Origin of the sequence: Ectobacillus sp. JY-23, assembly GCF_023022965.1 — a bacterium.
GTDB lineage: Bacteria > Bacillota > Bacilli > Bacillales > Bacillaceae_G > Ectobacillus.
Genome location: NZ_CP095462.1, coordinates 2,095,892 through 2,114,100, shown reverse-complemented (window position 1 = coordinate 2,114,100; position 18,209 = coordinate 2,095,892). Strand labels below are relative to the sequence as shown.

Genomic DNA, 18,209 nt, shown 5'->3' with positions numbered 1-18,209 from the left:
ATAAAGTGAAATAAATCAAATGAAAGCGTTTTTAAAAAACGCTTTTCTTTTTTGGTTAAAGGTCTGATGACCAGATTGGCATATCATCAGAATGATGAAATTATGAGAAAAGGAGAGAGAGTATGCAAACTTGGATACAAATGTATGACCCGCTCGGCAATATCTGGCTTTCGGCAGCAGTTGCACTTATTCCCATCATATTTTTCTTTTTAGCTTTAGCTGTTTTTAGAATGAAAGGCTATCTTGCTGGGCTCATTACAGTACTGCTGACGCTCGTGATTGCGCTTGCGGTATACAAAATGCCCGCAACAATGGCGATAATGGCGACGATTTACGGCTTTGGCTACGGCTTATGGCCGATTGCCTGGATTATTATTACCTCAGTATTTTTGTATAAAATTTCAATTCAGACCGGGCAGTTTGATATTATTCGCGCATCTGTTCTTTCTATAACAAATGATCATCGTTTGCTGATGATTTTAATTGGTTTTTCCTTTGGTGCTTTTTTAGAAGGTGCGGCAGGTTTTGGTGCACCTGTTGCCATTACAGCAGCCCTTTTGGCAGGTCTTGGTTTGAATCCTCTTTATGCAGCGGGTCTTTGTTTAATTGCTAATACTGCGCCGGTTGCCTTCGGTGCGATGGGGATTCCGATTACAGTTGCCGGACAGGTAACAGGCATTGACCCTCACAAGATTGGTCAAATGGCAGGACATCAGCTACCATTTCTATCTATGTTTGTACCATTCTTTATTGTTTTCTTAATGGATGGATTAAAGGGTGTAAGACAAACATGGCCAGCCCTCTTGGTGGCAGGTGGCTCTTTTGCTGTTTCACAGTTCTTAACAGCCACATATCTCGGCCCTGAGCTTCCAGATATTACATCTGCTTTAGTCAGCCTCGTGAGCTTAGCGTTGTTTTTAAAAGTATGGCAGCCTAAGGAGATTTATCGTACGAACAACAGTCATGCGGAGATGGCAGCAACAGTTACCGGCACGCATGAATTAACACTTGGTAAAGTCGTGAAAGCTTGGTCACCGTTTATTGTGTTGACTATCATGGTTGTCATCTGGAGTCAAAAAGCGTTTAAAGCAATGTTTGCGCCGGGTGGTGCATGGGAGAGCCTGGTCTTTAAGTTTCATGTGGCCGGTCTTGATAATCTCGTTTCAAAGGATACACCGATTGTGAAGCAACCCACACCTTATGAGGCTATTTATAAGCTGGATATTGTATCCGCGACAGGTACAGCTATTTTACTCGCGGCGCTGGTTTCCATAGTCTTGCTGCGCATGAGTCCGAAGGCAGCAGTAGCAACTTTTGGCGAAACGTTGAAGGAACTGGCTTTTCCGATTGTATCAATTGGTTTGGTGCTTGGCTTTGCATTTATTGCGAACTACTCTGGTTTATCTTCTACACTTGCATTAGCGTTATCAGAAACAGGACACTGGTTTCCGTTCTTCTCCCCGTTCCTTGGCTGGATGGGTGTATTTTTGACAGGCTCTGATACATCGGCGAATGCGTTGTTTGCTAACTTGCAATATATTACAGCACAGCAGGTTGGGGTATCCGAAGTATTGATGGTCGCAGCCAATACCACAGGCGGTGTGACGGGAAAAATGATATCACCGCAGTCTATTGCCATTGCATGTGCGGCTGTTGGATTGGTTGGCAAAGAGTCTGATCTCTTCCGCTTTACAGTGAAGCATAGCTTGTTCTTTGTTACTATCGTTGGGATTATGACATATGTTCAAGCATATTATTTAACATGGATGATTCCATAAACAATAAGCCGGGCGATGCCCGGCTTATTTGCCTTTAATGAAGGTGCGGTCTTTCAAGAACAGGTTCCAGAAGAAAATGAACCCTGGAAGGAGGACAGCAATGCCAATCGCGTATAAGACAAGTAACGTATAAAAGGTTTCTTTTGTAGTAAAGCTCGTATCAACCGTTACATCAGGGTAGACAAGGTACGGTAGATGGGCGGCACCGTAGCCGTAACTGGCAAAGGCATATTGTGCGATAACAGCTAGAACGGCGATGCGCGGCCAACCGAGCGAATTGTGGGCACGGTTCGTCCACCAGAGCGATGTATAACCGACCACAAAGAAAATAAGAGATACCGCAAAAAACGGAATTTGCTTCATTAAGTTATCTAAAAACCAACTGGCGTCTACATCGGTAGCTACCAATGCGATAATCGCGGTCACAAGTGTGGCAGGACCAAGAAAAATAGCACTGCGACGGTACACTTGGTAGGTTTCTTCTGAACCTTGTTCCCTTGAAAAGTCTGCTAGAAACAACGCGGACAAAAAGAGCTCTGATGTTAAACCAAACAGCATGTAAAAGTAAACGGCAGGGCTACTGAACAGTTTGCCGTACAAAAGAGATTCTGTATCGCCAGAAAAATCAACGTATCCGCCTTCTGTAACCGGCAAAACAGTAATGAGCAAGGCCGGAATTAACAGGCCGGTAATGCCTGAGATAATACGCAGCATTTTTTCGTAACGAGGCAATGAATAAGCAAATACCATAAAAGTACTGCGAACGGCGATTAAAACAAGTATCAGTGTAACGGGCGCAAACATGATTGTAGCTAATGTATAAGCAGCCTTTGGAAAGAAGCCAATAAATGCAACAACCACAAATACAAGAACTGTGTTGGTTAACTCCCATGTTGGCGATAAATAACGATTGGCAATTTTACTGGCCAGTGATTTGTGGTTGGCATACACCATCGCCCAAAAACCAGCTCCAAAATCAATGGAGCCGAGAATGCTATACGCAAAAATCACGGCCCATAAAATTAAAATGGCAATGCTTTGTTCATTCATTATACCTTGCCTCCATTCCCTTCAAGCTCAGAAAGCAACGGATGCCGTCTAAAAAATGTACGTAGTACGATAACGGTCAATACAGCGAGAAACACATACAGCACGATGAACAGCATATACATGGGTGCGACGAAATCAGCACGCGTGGCAGCCTCTGTTGTACGCTGAAAACCGTAAATCGTCCATGGTTGACGACCACTGCAGCTAAAAATCCAACCGAATTCAATCCCAAGCATGGAAACAGGGCCGATAGAAGCAATGCTCCAAAGCAGCCATTTCGGCAGCTTTCCGCCCCGCTTATGATGGATAAAATACCAATAGACAAGAGCAAGCCCAGAAATCATTGTTGTCCACCCGGCAGCACCTACCATGAGATTAAAAAAGACATGTGTGTAGAACGGTGGCCATGTTTCTGGCGGGAATTCGTTTAAACCTTTTACAACAGTGTCGGGGCTTAAGCCTGTTAAAATGCTGAGCGCCCATGGAATTTCAATGCCGTATTTCACTTCTTGTGTAGCAGGGTCTACAAAGCCGCCAATAGCAAGAGGTGCATGTGATTGTGTTTCAAACAGACCTTCTGCAGCTGCGAGTTTTTCAGGGGAATGCTCGTGCAAATTAATAGCTGATGAATGACCTGTCAACCACATCATAATGCCCATTACAAAGGTCATAATTAGACTAAGCAGCAATCCCTTTTTATGATAGGCAATCTCACGTGCACTTTGATTACGCTTTAGAAGCTTGTAGCCTGCAACAGCTGCCACAACACCTGCACCTGCTGCATAGGCAGTAATGACAACATGTGAAGCACCTGTATAAAAGCTTGGGTTAAAGAATGCTTCCCATGGATTCACATCATACACTGTACCATCTGGACGCATTGAAAAACCGGCTGGTGTATTCATCCATGTATTTGCGGATGTAATTAAAATACCGGATGCAGTAGCACCAATCATCACAAAAAATAAGGAAAGCAAGCGGAGAGAGGAAGAAAGTTTATCAGCCGCATAGACGTAAATTGACATAAACAATGCCTCTAGGAAGAATGCAAAGATTTCAATTTGAAAAGGCACAGCGATAACTTGTCCTACAATTTTGGCGAAGCCCGGCCAAAGTAAAGCAATCTGGACCCCGACAATCGTTCCAGTAGGAATGGCAACGCCTAATAAAATCGCGAAAGCCTTTGTCCAGCGTTTTGCCATCACTGCATAATCTGGGTCCTTCTTCCATTGATACATAATCTCAAATAACAAGATCATAAGAGACAGCCCAATGCCCAGTGTGGCAAAAATGATATGGAACGCAAGAGATGTGCCAAAAAAGGCACGCGATAAAGTGACTGTATCCATATGTACGTTCTCCTTCTTTTTTACCAGTATTTTCTTACATATGAAGGAAAATTATTCAAAAATATTTATATTTTTATATGTTTTACAGAATGTAATTGTGATAATATCAAAGTATATCTTAATAAACCGAAAATTAAAAATATTAAAATCGATTGTGGCGAATATACGACAGTGTTCTTAGTGCATGAGAAAAATAAAAGTAAGATGATTGATTTATCGAAAAGTATGCTCTATAATAAATCGAACATAGGTTTGTGTTAAGTAAGGGGGCTTTTTGATGTATCCGGAGATCATTAGTAAAATGGCGTTCTCAAAAGCGCATAAAGATTTGTTATTAAAGCTGTATAATAAGGAAATTACAAGGAGAGAATACGATCGCTTAGTCCAAGAATTATATGAGCCGATTCCACAACCTGTAGAAAAAAAATAGCATTTACATAAGAAGACATCAAACGAGCAGTGTAATAAAAAAGGCTGTCCCACAAGAAGTGGGACAGCCTTTTGGTTAGTTTTCGAGACGAGCTTTTACTTTTCGGTACACCGAAATTATTGGCTTATATTTCTCATGGACAAGTCCAATCACTTCGGCAATAATTTCACCGACTAGAAGAAGTACAAGTAAGATTAGCATAGACTGCCATAATAAAAGTCTGGAAAATACAATGGCACTAACGCTGAAGAAAATACCAAACATATAAATCAGCAGAACCGTTTTTCGGTGAGAAAAACCCATCGCAAGCAGGCGGTGATGCAAATGTGATTTATCAGGCGCCGAAATGGGTTGCTTGTTTACTAAACGGCGAATAATTGCAAAACTTGTATCGAAAATAGGTACACCCAGAATAATAATAGGAACAATCAAACTAAACAAGGTAACGCTCTTATATAAACCAAGCAAGGATAAAATGGAGATACAATAGCCAAGGAACAGCGCCCCTGTATCACCCATGAAGATTTTTGCTGGGTTAAAGTTATAGAATAGGAAAGCAATTGTACTTGCGATTACAATAACAGCAATCGTTAGTATAAGAGGTGTATTTCCTAAAAAGGCCATAACAGCAAGTGTTGTTAAAGCAATAGATGAAACGCCTGCTGATAAACCATCTAAGCCATCAATTAAGTTAATGGCATTTGTAATACCTACAATCCAAAATATTGTTAAAGGATATGCAAATAAACCAAGTTCATATGAGTCATTTGTAAAAGGAATATTCACATAATCAATCATCAAGCCGCTTCGTACAATCAGAAGGGCCACAAATACTTGACCGAGAAACTTCCATTTTGCAGATAGCTCATACATATCGTCCAAAATACCAATGATTACAATAACAATTGCTCCTACCACAATCGTTGTCATTCGCTCGTTGTATAATCCGCTAACAAAATAACCAACAACTACACCAATAAAGATGGCAAGACCACCAATACGCGGCGTGATTTTTTGATGCACCTTTCGGGCGTTCGGTTTGTCTACGGCACCAATTTTAAATGCGAGCTTGATTACGAGAGGGGTAACGAGCAGCACTGTGATAAAAGACGCGATAAACGCGTAAATAAGCTGTAAGTTCACTAATACTCCCCACCCTTAAGTATAGTTTTCATTCAATCAAACTATGTGCAGGCTTTATGCTGTATTTTTCATTCATTAGCTATCGTATCATAAACAAAAGAGAATTCAATCTTTTTTTCGTGTAAAATTGATTACTATAACATGAAAAATGTTACAATCTGTCTTTTTGTGGTGTTTTTTGGGAGTGGAAAGTATGGATATACAAGTCTGGCTTTTACATATTCTTAAAAAATATTGTAAGGCTGTTTATATATAATAAAAGGGAAGAAAGTATTATTTGAAAAGAGGTGTGGCGATGCGCGTTACAGTTGTTGGAACGGGGTACGTTGGCTTGGTGACAGGTGTTGGTTTGGCAAAATTGGGACACGACGTCATTTGTATGGATATCGACCACAAGAAAATTACGGCTTTGCAGCAAGGGAAAATTCCGATCTACGAGCCTGGTTTACAGGAGTTAACGATAGAGTGTTTAAAACGAGAAACACTACAATTTACGAGCGATCCTTCATATGCATATCGGTATGCAAATCTGATTTTTTTGGCTGTAGGAACGCCGCAGCACCCGGACGGCACGACCAATTTATCTTACATTGAGAACGCATGTGATACAATTGCTGCGCATCTGACGGAATCGGCCTTTATTATCACCAAGAGTACGGTACCGGTTGGAACGAATGAGCGGCTGCGTGCACGTATGGTGAAGCGGCTACCAATGGGTATAGAGGTTGAGTTTGCTTCTAATCCGGAGTTTTTAAGGGAAGGATCGGGTGTGCATGACTTTTTTCATGGTGATCGCATCGTAATTGGAACGGAGAATGAGAAAGTGAGGTTACAGCTGCAGGAGTTATATGAACCGCTTGAAATTCCAATCTTTTTTACGGATATCCGCAGCTCAGAAATGATTAAGTATGCCTCTAATGCATTTTTAGCAACGAAAATTAGCTTTATCAATGAGATATCAAATATCTGTCAAAAAACAGGTGCTGATGTGGAAGCTGTTGCACACGGTATGGGAATGGATATGCGAATTGGTTCTCAATTCTTAAAAGCGGGCATTGGCTATGGCGGCTCTTGTTTTCCAAAAGACACAAATGCGCTTGTGCAAATAGCAGGTGATGTAGAGCATGATTTCCGGCTGTTAAAAGCTGTGATTGAAGTAAACAACCAGCAGCAGGAAGTGTTGGTGGATATGGCAGAAAACGTGATGACACTTACCGGGAAAAAAGTTGCGCTCTTAGGTCTTTCCTTTAAGCCAAATACAGATGATATACGGGAAGCGCCTTCTATAGCCATCGCTAAGAGATTGCTGGCAGCAGGAGCTATTGTACGAGCATACGATCCGCAAGCAATGGATAACATGAAGCGCTTGTTACCCGATTTATTGTATATAAATGCAGCGGAAGCGGCACTGCAAGATGCTGATGCGGCGTTTATTGTGACAGAATGGAAAGAAATTATACATATACCTCTTAAGCGCTATGCCGAGTTAATGAAAACGCCGCGTATCTTTGATGGACGTAATGTTTATTCCTTACATGAAGCCCTTGAGGCAGGTGTGGAATATTACTCGATTGGTCGTAAAGGGATTAAAAGTGAGACACTGACAACTCGATAATGTATGCATAAATACCTGCCTTTGACAGAAAATAAAATGATGCATTTTCTAAAGGCAGGTGCTCCTATGGATGTACGTATTTATGTTGCGGCTTTTTTAGTCAGCTTTTTAACAGTTGTCATCGCAACGCCGCTTTTGATTCGCGCGTCGCATAAAGCTGGCTTAGTGGACCGTCCAAATGAGCGGAAGGTGCATACAACAGCAATTCCTCGCACAGGAGGGATTGCAATTATTTGCGGTGTAATTCTCGGGGTGATTTTGTTTCCGGTCTCTTTTCCGAATTTTAAAGGTGTTGCAATCGGATCAGCCATTATCATTTTCGTAGGAATTATTGATGACATCTATACGTTGCCGCCGCTGTATAAACTGGCGGGACAAATCGTTGCTGCAATCATTCCCATAGCCTACGGAGTTACAATCAGCAAGTTTATGCTTCCGTTTTACGGTGAAATTAATTTTGATGTAATGCGTTATGTTATTACCTTTGTTTGGATTATTATCGTCACCAATTCCATTAACCTTATTGATGGACTTGATGGCTTAGCCGTCGGAATTTCTACCGTCGCTCTTACCATCATGCTGTTGTTTGCTTTTGCGCAGCAACAATATATGCTTGTCGGCTATATTGTGTTGTTGATTGGTAGTAATGTCGGTTTTCTTGTGTATAATTTTCATCCGGCAAAAATTTTTATGGGTGATGTGGGGTCTTTATTTTTAGGATATACCATCTCACTGCTGTCCATTTTGGGATTTTTTAAAGGTGTGGCGCTTACCAGTGTGCTCATCCCGGTGATTATGCTAGCTATTCCGCTTTCAGACACCTTTTTTGCCGTTGTAAGGCGAGTGGGGGATAAGAAGGGGATTATGAAACCTGATAAATTCCATTTGCATCATTGTTTAATGCGGCTCGGATATAGTCATCGCCGCACGGTGCTTATTTTATATGGCGCCGCTATTTTATTCGGAACGGTTGCCTTGTTTTTTCCGTATTATAATTATCGAGCAGCCATTGTACTATTTCTTATTTTGTTGTTTTTCATTGAACTATTTGCAGAAATTATTGGATTAACAGGGCGAAAAACAAACCCGATTTTACGATTATTAAGAAAGATGGGATTGCTGCTGCCAGATAAAAGAGCTTAAGAAAATAGGCTGTGTGAAAATTCGTTGCTGATTATCAACATTGATTGTTAACACAGCCAAAAAATAAAGGAACTTGCAGTGCAAGTTCCTTTATTGCGTACTTTCTTCGTTTGTATTATCAGTTGTATCTTTCGTTGTGTCTTCCTTTGGCACAAGCTCTAATATATCCATAAATGTATCATGAGCTGCATCTACGCTTTCCTCGTCCAATTGATAGTAATAAATGCTGTTAATCGTTGCATCTTCACCTTCAAGCTTTAAGGTTTCAATGGACTGCGCATTAAACTTAGAAAACTTTCTATATAATGCTAAACCGTCTGAAACCGGAATATCCGTTTTAATATTTTTACCGACTGCTTTTGCTAAGTCGTTTACTTTTAATAAAGAGGATGGTGTGTTTATCTTCTCAAAAATAGCAGAAAGTAATTGACGTTGACGGTCTGCTCTTCCGAAATCGCCGCGTGGGTCATGCTTACGCATACGCGCATAGGCAAGTGCTTCTTCACCATTCAAATGCTGCTTTCCTTTTTTAAATGTAATCCCTTTACGAGGGTTCAGGTCGGAACCTTCTACAAAGTCAAATGGTACATCCACAGTTACACCACCGACTGCATCAACGATTTGTTTAAAGCCGTTAAAGTCGATTTTCGTATAATGATCAACCGGTACGCGCAGCAATTGCTCCACTGTGTCAATCGTAAGCTGTTCGCCTCCATAAGCATAGGCTGCATTGATTTTATCTTTTTTCGTTCGGCCTGGGATTGAGACGTAGCTGTCACGTGGAATGCTCATCATGGTAACACGTTGTGTTTTAGGGTTCACCGCTGCAAAAATTAGAGAATCCGTGCGCCCGTTATGGCCGCCTGAAGAGTAATCTTCTACGCCCATAATCAGCACAGTAAACGGCTTTTTCGTAATCTCAACTTCTTCTTTGCGCAAATCGGACTTTTTCGTCTTTGTTCCGCTGTAAATGTCCAGCAGAGAAGAGAAGGAACTATATACATAGTATCCGCCGCCGCCAAGCAGCAGCAAAATGATAAGCAGCAAAGTAATACGTCTTCGTTTTTTCTTTTTCTTTTGTTGCATTAAATATTGATAGCGGTCTTTCATATATGTGCTCCTTTAATTAACATCGATTTCAATATATAGTGACTCGGCGGACACAATCTCACAGCGGCCATTGGTCAGTTCAACCATCCACTCTTCGAATGCAGCGGTTTCTTCTTCCGCTACATACGTATGAAACGTTACTTGATCTAAATATTCTATTTCCTGTAGCAAAAAAGCAGAGCTACGCAGTTCATTCTCTACTTTTCCAAGTAAGGTGTACTCTACGCTTGTGCGCATATGACGCATTAAGCGGCGCTCTACCATACCTGTATGAGCAACTCCTTCGCTTACGCTTTTTCCATACGCGCGAATTAGGCCGCCAGCACCAAGTTTAATTCCTCCGAAGTAGCGGGTTACAACAACGACTGTGTTCTTGAGCTTCTTTTTCTTTAGAACTTCCAACATTGGTACACCTGCTGTTCCGTTTGGTTCACCATCATCATTTGCTTTTTGGATTTCGTCGTATTCCCCAATGAGGTAGGCGGAGCAGTTGTGATTAGCGTTATGGTGCTTTTTCTTAATGCTTTGAATAAAAGCTTGTGCCGCTTCCTCTGTTTCAGCACGATCTATAAAACAAATGAACCGCGATTTCTCAATGATAATCTCGTGCTCTCCATACCCTTTTACAGTGTAATATTGATTTAACAATGATTATACGCCCCTATCTCATACAATGACATGTATTCTATTCTAAAAGGGTATTTTTTTAAATTCAAATATTTTTCTTGTTTTTCATATTAGAATGAGGAAAAAGCACATAAGCTATGCATGTTTCAGGCATATATAAGCAAGATGTTAATTGTGTGTTACATGCAGTTTTCTAACGTATTACAGCAAAGAACCGAAAGCGCAAGACTGCATGTACTTTTGCTGAGAACAGATATCCTTTAGCTTTGTCAGCAACCACATATCGTCTGCTCGTTTCTCCTGTTTCAAAAAGCATGTCGCTTTTTTATTTATACGTATATAAATTTTGAATTTAGCTATGATTTAATGCACCGTTCTTCATTTTCATGTACAATTAGATAATAAAAAGTCAAAGGAAGGTAAATTTATGAGAACAGCGATTGTCACCGACAGTACAGCATATATTCCAAAAGATGTACTAGATCGGTTAGATATACATATGGTTCCGTTGAATGTAACCTTCGGTGATGCCTCTTATCAAGAAGAAACGGAAATTACGGATCTACAGTTCTATATGAAAGTCCGCGAGCAAGAGGAATTGCCGAAAACGTCACAACCGGCGATCGGACTGTTTGTGGAATTGTTTGAACGTTTGGCAAAAGAGTATGACGCGATTATCAGCATTCATCTATCCAGCGGCATTAGCGGCACGTATCAAACAGCAACAACAGTGGGAAATATGATTGAAAATGCGCGTGTGTACACATATGATTCTGAAATCAGTTGTGCAGTACAGGGCTTTTATGTGCGAGAGGCGGCAAAAATGGCACAAGAAGGCCGAGAACCTGAGGCCATTATTGCGCGTTTGGATGAAATGAAACAAACCATGGATGCGTATTTCGTGGTAGATGATTTAAATCACCTGCAGCGCGGCGGTCGTTTGAATAGCGCAGCTGCTTTTATTGGTAGTCTTTTACAAGTAAAGCCGGTATTATATTTCCGAGACAAAGTTATTATCCCGTTTGAAAAGATTCGTACTCGTAAAAAAGCGCTCAAACGAATTATAGAAATCTTTGATGAGCAGGCAAGCAAAGGCATGCCGATGGAAGCAGTGGTCATTCATGCAAATTGCGAGGAAGAAGCAAAGCGTTGGCAAGCTGAACTGCAGGCGCTGTATCCTCATGTGAACGTTAGCCTTAGCTATTTCGGTGCCGTTATTGGTACGCACTTAGGTGAAGGTGCAATTGGACTTGGATGGTATGTAAAATAAGTTCCCTGTGAAGGGGGCTTTTTATATGTGGTCAAAAGAGAGTCTTCTGTGCGTATGTTTGTTGTCTACATATCGTGGATATAATTGTAAAAGCAAGATACTTACTTTTTGTAAGAAACTGTTTTATAATGAAATAGAGGTGAGAATATGGAACACAATCCTGCTTTATGTCCTAAGTTTGAGTCCGCGTTCACCCTGCTCAGCAAAAAGTGGACAGGTCTCATCATTCAATCGCTTTTGGGTGAGCCGATGCGTTTTCGAGAAATCGCGGAAATTATTCCTAATATGAGTGATCGGATGCTTTCAGAGCGCTTAAAAGAGCTTGAAAGTGAAGGTATCGTGGTGCGTACTGTATACCCTGAAGTCCCAGTTCGCATTGAGTATACGCTAACTGCCAAAGGAAGAGCGCTTGAAAATGTGATGGGTGAAGTGCAAAAATGGGCGGAGCGCTGGGTGTAGCGCGCATAATAGATAAAACCTTGTGCTACAGGCACGAGGTTTTTTTGTGTAGTTGGTGCAAATCGTGATTATATGACTAGCAAAACAGGCACGAGGTTGATGATTTCAATAATATGACGAGATGTAACAAAGTAAGAACCTGTAACTGCCCTACGTTTGTCGAAAGAGTACGTATCATATATATAAATATTACAAAAAAGTACAATTTAAGACGTATTCCACCATGAAAATACATGGTTTTTATTACGGTTTTTTTACAAGTGTGTAACAAAGGCGAAAATGTAAGAAAATTGTGGTATAAAAGAGAAAGGAAAAAGAAGGTGTGGGGGAAAAGGAAATGAAACAATTGAAAATGGTTACAACTGTAATCGCTACGGGTCTTATAATGTTTTCAACAGCAGCACCTCAAGTAAACGCAGAACGAAGCAAACAAACCATTCAGGCTAATATACATACAAAAGAGCAAGAACGTAAAGAAATTATGAAGCAAATGGATGAGCGTTTAAACGAAATTAAAGCGCTTGAGAAAACGATTGCTGATAATGAGACGAAACTAAAGCAAACAGAGACGGATATTTCTGAAACGCAAAAGTTAATTCGTGAAAAAACGATGGCAATCGATGCGTTACAAAAGAAAATCGAACAGCGCGGAGAAGTTATAAAAAAACGTTTGGTATCATTGCAAACACAGCCAACAACAAATATTGTAACAGAAGTCGTTATCAATGCGAAAAGCTTTGCAGATTTATTAGATCGGATGAACTCTATTAATCTTCTATTACAATCTGATAAAAGTATCTTAGAAGCGCAGGAAAAGGATAAAGCACAGGTTGAAAAAGATCGTGAGTTAATCCTTCAAAAAGAGCAACAACTTCGTACATTCATGGAAGAGCTTCAAAAAACACAGCAGCAACTTGCGACAGATCGTCAAGCTAAACAGGCAATTTGGAATGAGCTAAATGACAAATTACAAGCAATCGTTGCAGCAATCGCAGCTGAAAACCGTGAACTAACAAAGGCAGAAGAGCGTGATTTCCAACGCCTTTCTCTTAATCTGCAACGCTCTGACAATACAGAAGATACAAAGCCGGCACCAGCTGCACCAGCACCTGCAAGCCCTGGCTTCACAGCACCTACACCGGCACCAGCAGGTGGTGTAGTAGCGAAAGCACAGCAGTATTTAGGTGTTCCGTACGTGTTTGGAGGTGCATCTCCACGCGGTTTTGACTGCAGTGGGTTTATCTCTTATATTTACGGCGGTGGTCGTAAAACAGCGGCAGGCTATTATGCTTCGGCAACTAAAATCAGCACGCCACAACCAGGAGACTTGGTTTTCTTTGCTAACACATATAAGCCGGGTATTTCCCATATCGGTATTTATGTAGGAAATGGACAAATGATTCATGCGAGTGATAAAGGAATTGCCTACTCTAGCTTAAGTAGCTCCTACAACAGAAAACATTTTGCGGGATATGGAAGACTGTAAAAATTTTATTCACAACTAACAAAACCAAAGTCGGTAACTTGCCTTTTCTTGAGCGGGTTATCGGCTTTTTTATATTTGTTTCTTTTTTCTCTCCCTTTTACAATAAGACTGTGTTATAGCTTGGTGTTAATCATTGTATCTGCTGACTCACCTTTAGCAAAAATCAACAAAGTCTACAATTAAAGAAAAGAGGATAGGTATGGAAATTTATTCGATGTTGCAGGGCAGACGGTTGTTATTACATGAAATTGATATTCCGTTAAAGGATGAACGTGTTCAGTACGAAACAGCGCTCGTTCCTAAAGGTAAGAGCTACCTGTGCAAGCGCTGCGGCAACGATACGCCGTATTTATTTGCACAAACGCCTTGTGTACGTTGCGGTGTTTGTGTTTATTGTCGTAAATGTATCATGATGGGGCGCGTACAATCATGCTCCACACTTGTCTCTATGCCTCCTGAGCCTTTGCCTATTCAGCATAAACCACTGCATTGGAACGGTACTTTGTCTACAGGACAACAACAAGCATCAGATGCAATTGTGCGCGCTGTATTAGAAAAAAAGGAGCACCTTATATGGGCGGTATGCGGTGCTGGTAAAACAGAGATGCTGTTTGCTGGTATTGAAGCCGCATTACAGCGCAGAGAGCGCGTATGTATTGCAGCGCCGCGCACCGACGTTGTTCTTGAATTGCACCCCCGCTTACAACAAGTATTTCCTCACATTGATGTTATCGCTTTATATGGCAATAGCCCCGATCGCTATCGTAATGCGCCTCTTGTTATCGCTACAACACATCAACTTCTTCGCTATTACCGCGCATTTGATATCCTTATTATTGATGAAGTGGATGCTTTTCCTTACACAGTAGATAAAACCTTGCGCTATGCGGCCGAGCAAGCGCGTAAGCAGCAAGCTGCGCTTATCCATCTTACTGCGACACCGAGCAAGCTGTGGAAGCGTGAAATAAGAAGCGGTAAGCGCTCAGCGACAATCATTAGTGCGCGTTACCATCGTCAGCCACTGCCCTTGCCAATGTTTGTGTGGAGTGGTAATTGGAAGTCACATATAGAGAAGGGGAGGTTGCCTACTGTTGTGCAAAACTGGGTAAGAACTCATGTGAAAAACAAACGTCCTGTTTTTTTATTTGTATCTAAAGTTTCTTATGTACAACCGCTCGTTGCATGTATGAAGCAATTTCATCTTTCTACAGAGGGGGTTCATGCAGAAGATCCTAATCGTAAGGAAAAGGTAGCTTCATTCCGTAAAGGAGAGATAGCTGTTCTTGTGACAACAACAATACTGGAGCGAGGTGTTACCATCGCTAATTTACAAGTTGCAGTACTGGGTGCGGAGGAGCCAATTTTTACAGAGAGTGCACTTGTACAAATTGCAGGGCGCGTCGGGCGAAACGCGTCGTTTCCAAATGGTGATGTCGTGTTGTTTCACTTTGGAAAAACCAAAGCAATGCTAGCAGCCCGCCGTCATATCCAATCCATGAATCGTGATGCGCGGCAGAATGGGTATTTTGAATGAACTGTCTCATTTGTTTTGATGAATTACAAGTCGGCGATACGTGGTTTTCTTATTTGGTTCCAAGATATATAAAAGCAGTATGTGCGCATTGCGATCAAAAACTGCAGCGGATACAAGGTGTACTTTGCGTATGTTGTGGGCGTATGCACAATACGTCATCGAGTGTGTCTGAAAACATATGTGAGGATTGTGAGCTATGGCGGCGTCTGGGGGACCCGCTAACATGTAATCGTTCTTTATATGTATACGATGATGAAATGAAGAAGCATATGAATCGGTTTAAATTTCGCGGCGATGTAGCGATGGCGAAATTTTTCGGGCTGGAGTTACGGGCGCTGTTTCGACATTCATTCCGTCATTATACACCTGTTCCTGTCCCTTTGAGTACGGAACGCCTGGAAGAACGCGGCTTTAATCAAAGTGAGATATTGGCAGAGCTTTTACAAGTACCGTTTCACACTCTTTTAGCGCGTCGACATACAGAAAAGCAAAGCAAAAAAAGCAAACGGGAACGTATGAACACAGAAAATCCCTTCTTTTTGTCGAATGAAGTGGTATGTGGCAAGAAATATGTGTTAATTGATGATATTTATACAACAGGTGTAACGGTGCGGCAGGCAGCCTCTATCTTGCGTAAGAATGGCGCGGCCGATGTGGCGGCGTTGACGCTGTGCAGAGGTTAGACTTGTCGTAAAAACACGACAAATCTTCTTTGACTTCTAGAGGAGAAATCCCGTATATTCAAGATGTGGGACAACCATAAGTACATTGTTGAAGGGAATGGAAAGCATGCAAGGAAAAGTAAAATGGTTCAATGCAGAAAAAGGTTTCGGATTCATCGAGCGTGAAGAAGGAGACGACGTGTTCGTTCACTTTTCCGCAATCCAACAAGACGGATACAAGTCTTTAGAAGAAGGCCAAGAAGTAGAATTCGAGATTGTAGAGGGTGCGCGCGGACCACAAGCTGCTAACGTAACAAAGCTGTAATTCCTCTACATATTTATATAGGAATGACAAAAAACTCCTCCGAGACGAGGAGTTTTTTTGATAGATCTATAAATAATATACGATTCGCTCTGGTGTATGGCGGAGAACTCGTACCCAAAGCGGCAAGTTTTTAAAATCTGCATGCTTCATTTCTTTCGCATCCCCAAAGTCTTTCCGAAGTGCAACATGCACCATCTCAATTGCATCCTTGTCGTAGATGATACAATTCGATTCGTCGTTGATAAAGAAGCTGCGTTGGTCCCAGTTTGAAGTGCCAATTTCCAGTGTTTTATTATCAGTAATCATTACTTTACCGTGGAAAAAGCCCTTTTGATATTCGTACACTTTTGCACCGTGCTTTGTTAAGGTTTGAAGTGCAATATAAGCAGGCGGTTGTGTGAACCAAGCATCCGTTTTTTTCGTTACTAAAATCTTCACCTGCACACCCCGGCGCAGTGCCTCTGTCAGTTCTGCAGTCACACGTTTGGAGGGAGCAAAGTATGGATTGGCAATTATAATGGATTGTGCTGCACCTTGGATTTGTTGGAGCATGTGCTTCTCAAGTCCCGTACCGGAAGTGTATAGGTATTGATGCGGTACCTTACCGGGCGGCTGTGCAGTCGCTACAGGTTTGATTACCTCACCTGTGTCTTCTTCCCAATCTTTTAAAAATTGTCGTTGTGCCTCAAAGGCACCAGTTCCAACGATACGTATTTGGTAGTCTCGCCACTTTCCGAGTTTTTTGTTCTTACCTAAATACTCTTTGCCGATATTAAATCCCCCAATATAGGAGATTGTGCCATCTATTACGGCAATCCGCCGATGGTTACGCCGGTGTAATGTATAAAAAGGATGCTGCCAATGTACTTTGCGACTATAGGTGAATTCAATACCATTTCGGTGCATGCGCTTCAACATATCAAGCGTGATGCTATGTGCGCCCAGCAAGTCCGCTGATAATTTGACACGGATACCTTGTTTGGCCCGCTTCTCTAGCAGTTCGAGAAAGGATTTGCTGATATGATCGTTGCCAATAATAAAAAAGTGGATATAGATTGAATGACGCGCTTTTTCTATATCATGAAACAATGCATGATAAAAGGTTTGACCTTCTGTATATAACCGCAAGTCTCCTGTATGCACCGGTGATATGACGAGCGGATGTGTTTGTACGTATGTTTGCTTGCCTGCTTTTACGTCGTGATCCATCCAAAAAAACAGCACGATAAGCACGAGACCGCATAGCGAGGCGAATATAAACTTTTTCAACATAAACATTCTCCTTGGCGCGTTCTTCTCTCATCTAGAAATGATTTGTACTCATAGCATACGCATCTTCACTCATTTGTAACAAACTATTCATACGTTTGTGTGATTACTGCAACAATTATCGGGTACAATATAGGTGTAAGGAAGGCAATCGATATCAAAGAAATTTGTCGATTTTTCTAACCTTTTTTTCAAAAAAAAGAAGGAAAGCCATTCCTTATTAGGGAATATAGTGTACATAGCTTGAAAGGAGGAATTCATCTATGAAGTTTAACGTTCGTGGTGAAAACATTGAAGTAACTCCTGCATTGGGGGAATACGTGGAGAAGAAGCTCAGCAAGCTGGATCGCTATTTCGATACATTCCCGGAAATTAAGGTCAACTTAAGGGTATACTCTGACAAGCAGCGCGTAGAAGTAACTATTCCATTTTCCAACTTAATGCTTCGCGCGGAGGAAACACATGATGATATGTATGCGGCCATCGATCTCGTTGTAGATAAATTGGAGCGTCAAATTCGCAAACATAAAACAAAAGTAAATCGCAAATTACGCACAAAGGTTCCGCAGCTGACACCTGAATCAGCGATTGCGGTACAAGAGGCAGTAGATGAGGATGAAATGGAGCTTGTACGTACCAAGCGCTTCGATTTGAAGCCGATGGATGCTGAAGAAGCAATTCTACAAATGAACATGCTTGGTCACAACTTCTTCGTTTTCACAAACGCACATACAAATGAAACAAACGTCGTCTATACACGCCGTGACGGCAAGTACGGCTTAATTGAAACAAAATAATAAGACTGCCGGGAATCCCCGGCAGTCTTATTATTTTTCTGAAACTGACCGATATATTTCTATTTTGACCGGAAAACTGACTCAGGTGGCCGATATATAGTAGAAACTGACCGGAAAGCGCCTTTTTGTGCTGGGAACCTCAGCCCTATGGAGCTGAACAAG

General features: G+C 41.5%; 17 protein-coding genes. 11 read left to right on the top strand and 6 right to left on the bottom strand.

Features of this window, described 5'->3' with window-relative positions; all coding sequences use genetic code 11:
- The first annotated feature begins 122 nt into the window (after positions 1 to 122).
- Entirely contained in the window at positions 123 to 1,778 is a 1,656-nt protein-coding gene (locus MUG87_RS11005) for a lactate permease LctP family transporter (RefSeq protein ID WP_247082043.1), read from the top strand.
- A gap of 24 nt (positions 1,779 to 1,802) precedes the next feature.
- Here the strand turns inward: MUG87_RS11005 and MUG87_RS11000 are convergent, their stop codons facing one another.
- Positions 1,803 to 2,828, bottom strand: a complete 1,026-nt coding sequence (locus MUG87_RS11000) for a cytochrome d ubiquinol oxidase subunit II (RefSeq protein WP_247082041.1) — start codon at positions 2,826 to 2,828, stop codon at positions 1,803 to 1,805.
- Positions 2,828 to 4,177, bottom strand: coding sequence for a cytochrome ubiquinol oxidase subunit I (locus MUG87_RS10995; protein WP_247082039.1), 1,350 nt, complete (start codon positions 4,175 to 4,177; stop codon positions 2,828 to 2,830). The genes MUG87_RS11000 and MUG87_RS10995 overlap by 1 nt, the downstream gene beginning before the upstream one ends.
- Positions 4,178 to 4,454: 277 nt before the next feature.
- Here MUG87_RS10995 and MUG87_RS10990 point away from each other — a divergent pair, with 277 nt between their 5' ends.
- Positions 4,455 to 4,607, top strand: a complete 153-nt coding sequence (locus MUG87_RS10990) for a hypothetical protein (protein WP_247082037.1) — start codon at positions 4,455 to 4,457, stop codon at positions 4,605 to 4,607.
- Between the two features lie 75 nt (positions 4,608 to 4,682).
- Here MUG87_RS10990 and MUG87_RS10985 read toward each other — a convergent pair whose 3' ends face one another.
- The gene (locus MUG87_RS10985; protein ID WP_247082035.1) at positions 4,683 to 5,750 is read right to left on the bottom strand and encodes a glycosyltransferase family 4 protein; all 1,068 of its coding nucleotides are present in this window, start codon (positions 5,748 to 5,750) and stop codon (positions 4,683 to 4,685) included.
- A gap of 295 nt (positions 5,751 to 6,045) precedes the next feature.
- Here MUG87_RS10985 and MUG87_RS10980 point away from each other — a divergent pair, with 295 nt between their 5' ends.
- Together MUG87_RS10980 and MUG87_RS10975 are read left to right on the top strand one after the other, a co-directional pair.
- On the top strand, positions 6,046 to 7,365 hold the full coding sequence (locus tag MUG87_RS10980) for a UDP-glucose dehydrogenase family protein (protein WP_247082033.1): 1,320 nt from the start codon (positions 6,046 to 6,048) through the stop codon (positions 7,363 to 7,365).
- A gap of 66 nt (positions 7,366 to 7,431) precedes the next feature.
- Positions 7,432 to 8,508 carry a glycosyltransferase family 4 protein gene (locus MUG87_RS10975; protein ID WP_247082030.1) on the top strand — a complete coding sequence of 359 codons (1,077 nt, stop codon included), beginning with the start codon at positions 7,432 to 7,434 and terminating at the stop codon, positions 8,506 to 8,508.
- A 90-nt stretch (positions 8,509 to 8,598) separates the two neighbouring features.
- Here the strand turns inward: MUG87_RS10975 and MUG87_RS10970 are convergent, their stop codons facing one another.
- Complete coding sequence (locus MUG87_RS10970) at positions 8,599 to 9,618, bottom strand: LCP family protein (protein ID WP_247082028.1); 1,020 nt, start codon at positions 9,616 to 9,618, stop codon at positions 8,599 to 8,601.
- A gap of 12 nt (positions 9,619 to 9,630) precedes the next feature.
- A complete protein-coding gene (locus MUG87_RS10965; protein WP_247082026.1) occupies positions 9,631 to 10,266 on the bottom strand; it encodes a YigZ family protein in 636 nt (211 codons plus the stop codon).
- A 406-nt stretch (positions 10,267 to 10,672) separates the two neighbouring features.
- On the opposite strand from MUG87_RS10965, the gene MUG87_RS10960 reads away from it, so the two are divergent.
- The 6 genes from MUG87_RS10960 to cspD all read left to right on the top strand — a co-directional run bounded on the left by MUG87_RS10960 (position 10,673) and on the right by cspD (position 15,981).
- Entirely contained in the window at positions 10,673 to 11,515 is an 843-nt protein-coding gene (locus tag MUG87_RS10960; RefSeq protein ID WP_247082024.1) for a DegV family protein, read from the top strand.
- A gap of 147 nt (positions 11,516 to 11,662) precedes the next feature.
- Positions 11,663 to 11,974, top strand: a complete 312-nt coding sequence (locus MUG87_RS10955) for a winged helix-turn-helix transcriptional regulator (protein WP_247082022.1) — start codon at positions 11,663 to 11,665, stop codon at positions 11,972 to 11,974.
- Between the two features lie 337 nt (positions 11,975 to 12,311).
- On the top strand, positions 12,312 to 13,460 hold the full coding sequence (locus MUG87_RS10950) for a C40 family peptidase (protein ID WP_247082020.1): 1,149 nt from the start codon (positions 12,312 to 12,314) through the stop codon (positions 13,458 to 13,460).
- Positions 13,461 to 13,674: 214 nt separating this feature from the next.
- Entirely contained in the window at positions 13,675 to 14,994 is a 1,320-nt protein-coding gene (locus MUG87_RS10945; RefSeq protein ID WP_247087656.1) for an ATP-dependent helicase ComFA, read from the top strand.
- The gene (locus tag MUG87_RS10940; protein WP_247082011.1) at positions 14,991 to 15,677 is read left to right on the top strand and encodes a ComF family protein; all 687 of its coding nucleotides are present in this window, start codon (positions 14,991 to 14,993) and stop codon (positions 15,675 to 15,677) included. The genes MUG87_RS10945 and MUG87_RS10940 overlap by 4 nt, the downstream gene beginning before the upstream one ends.
- Before the next feature lie 106 nt (positions 15,678 to 15,783).
- A complete protein-coding gene (cspD, locus tag MUG87_RS10935) occupies positions 15,784 to 15,981 on the top strand; it encodes a cold-shock protein CspD (RefSeq protein ID WP_124564518.1) in 198 nt (65 codons plus the stop codon).
- Positions 15,982 to 16,047: 66 nt separating this feature from the next.
- Here the strand turns inward: cspD and MUG87_RS10930 are convergent, their stop codons facing one another.
- Positions 16,048 to 17,253, bottom strand: a complete 1,206-nt coding sequence (locus tag MUG87_RS10930; RefSeq protein WP_247082009.1) for a phospholipase D-like domain-containing protein — start codon at positions 17,251 to 17,253, stop codon at positions 16,048 to 16,050.
- Between the two features lie 260 nt (positions 17,254 to 17,513).
- Here MUG87_RS10930 and raiA point away from each other — a divergent pair, with 260 nt between their 5' ends.
- Positions 17,514 to 18,047 carry a ribosome hibernation-promoting factor, HPF/YfiA family gene (gene raiA, locus MUG87_RS10925; protein ID WP_247082007.1) on the top strand — a complete coding sequence of 178 codons (534 nt, stop codon included), beginning with the start codon at positions 17,514 to 17,516 and terminating at the stop codon, positions 18,045 to 18,047.
- Positions 18,048 to 18,209 lie beyond the last annotated feature (162 nt).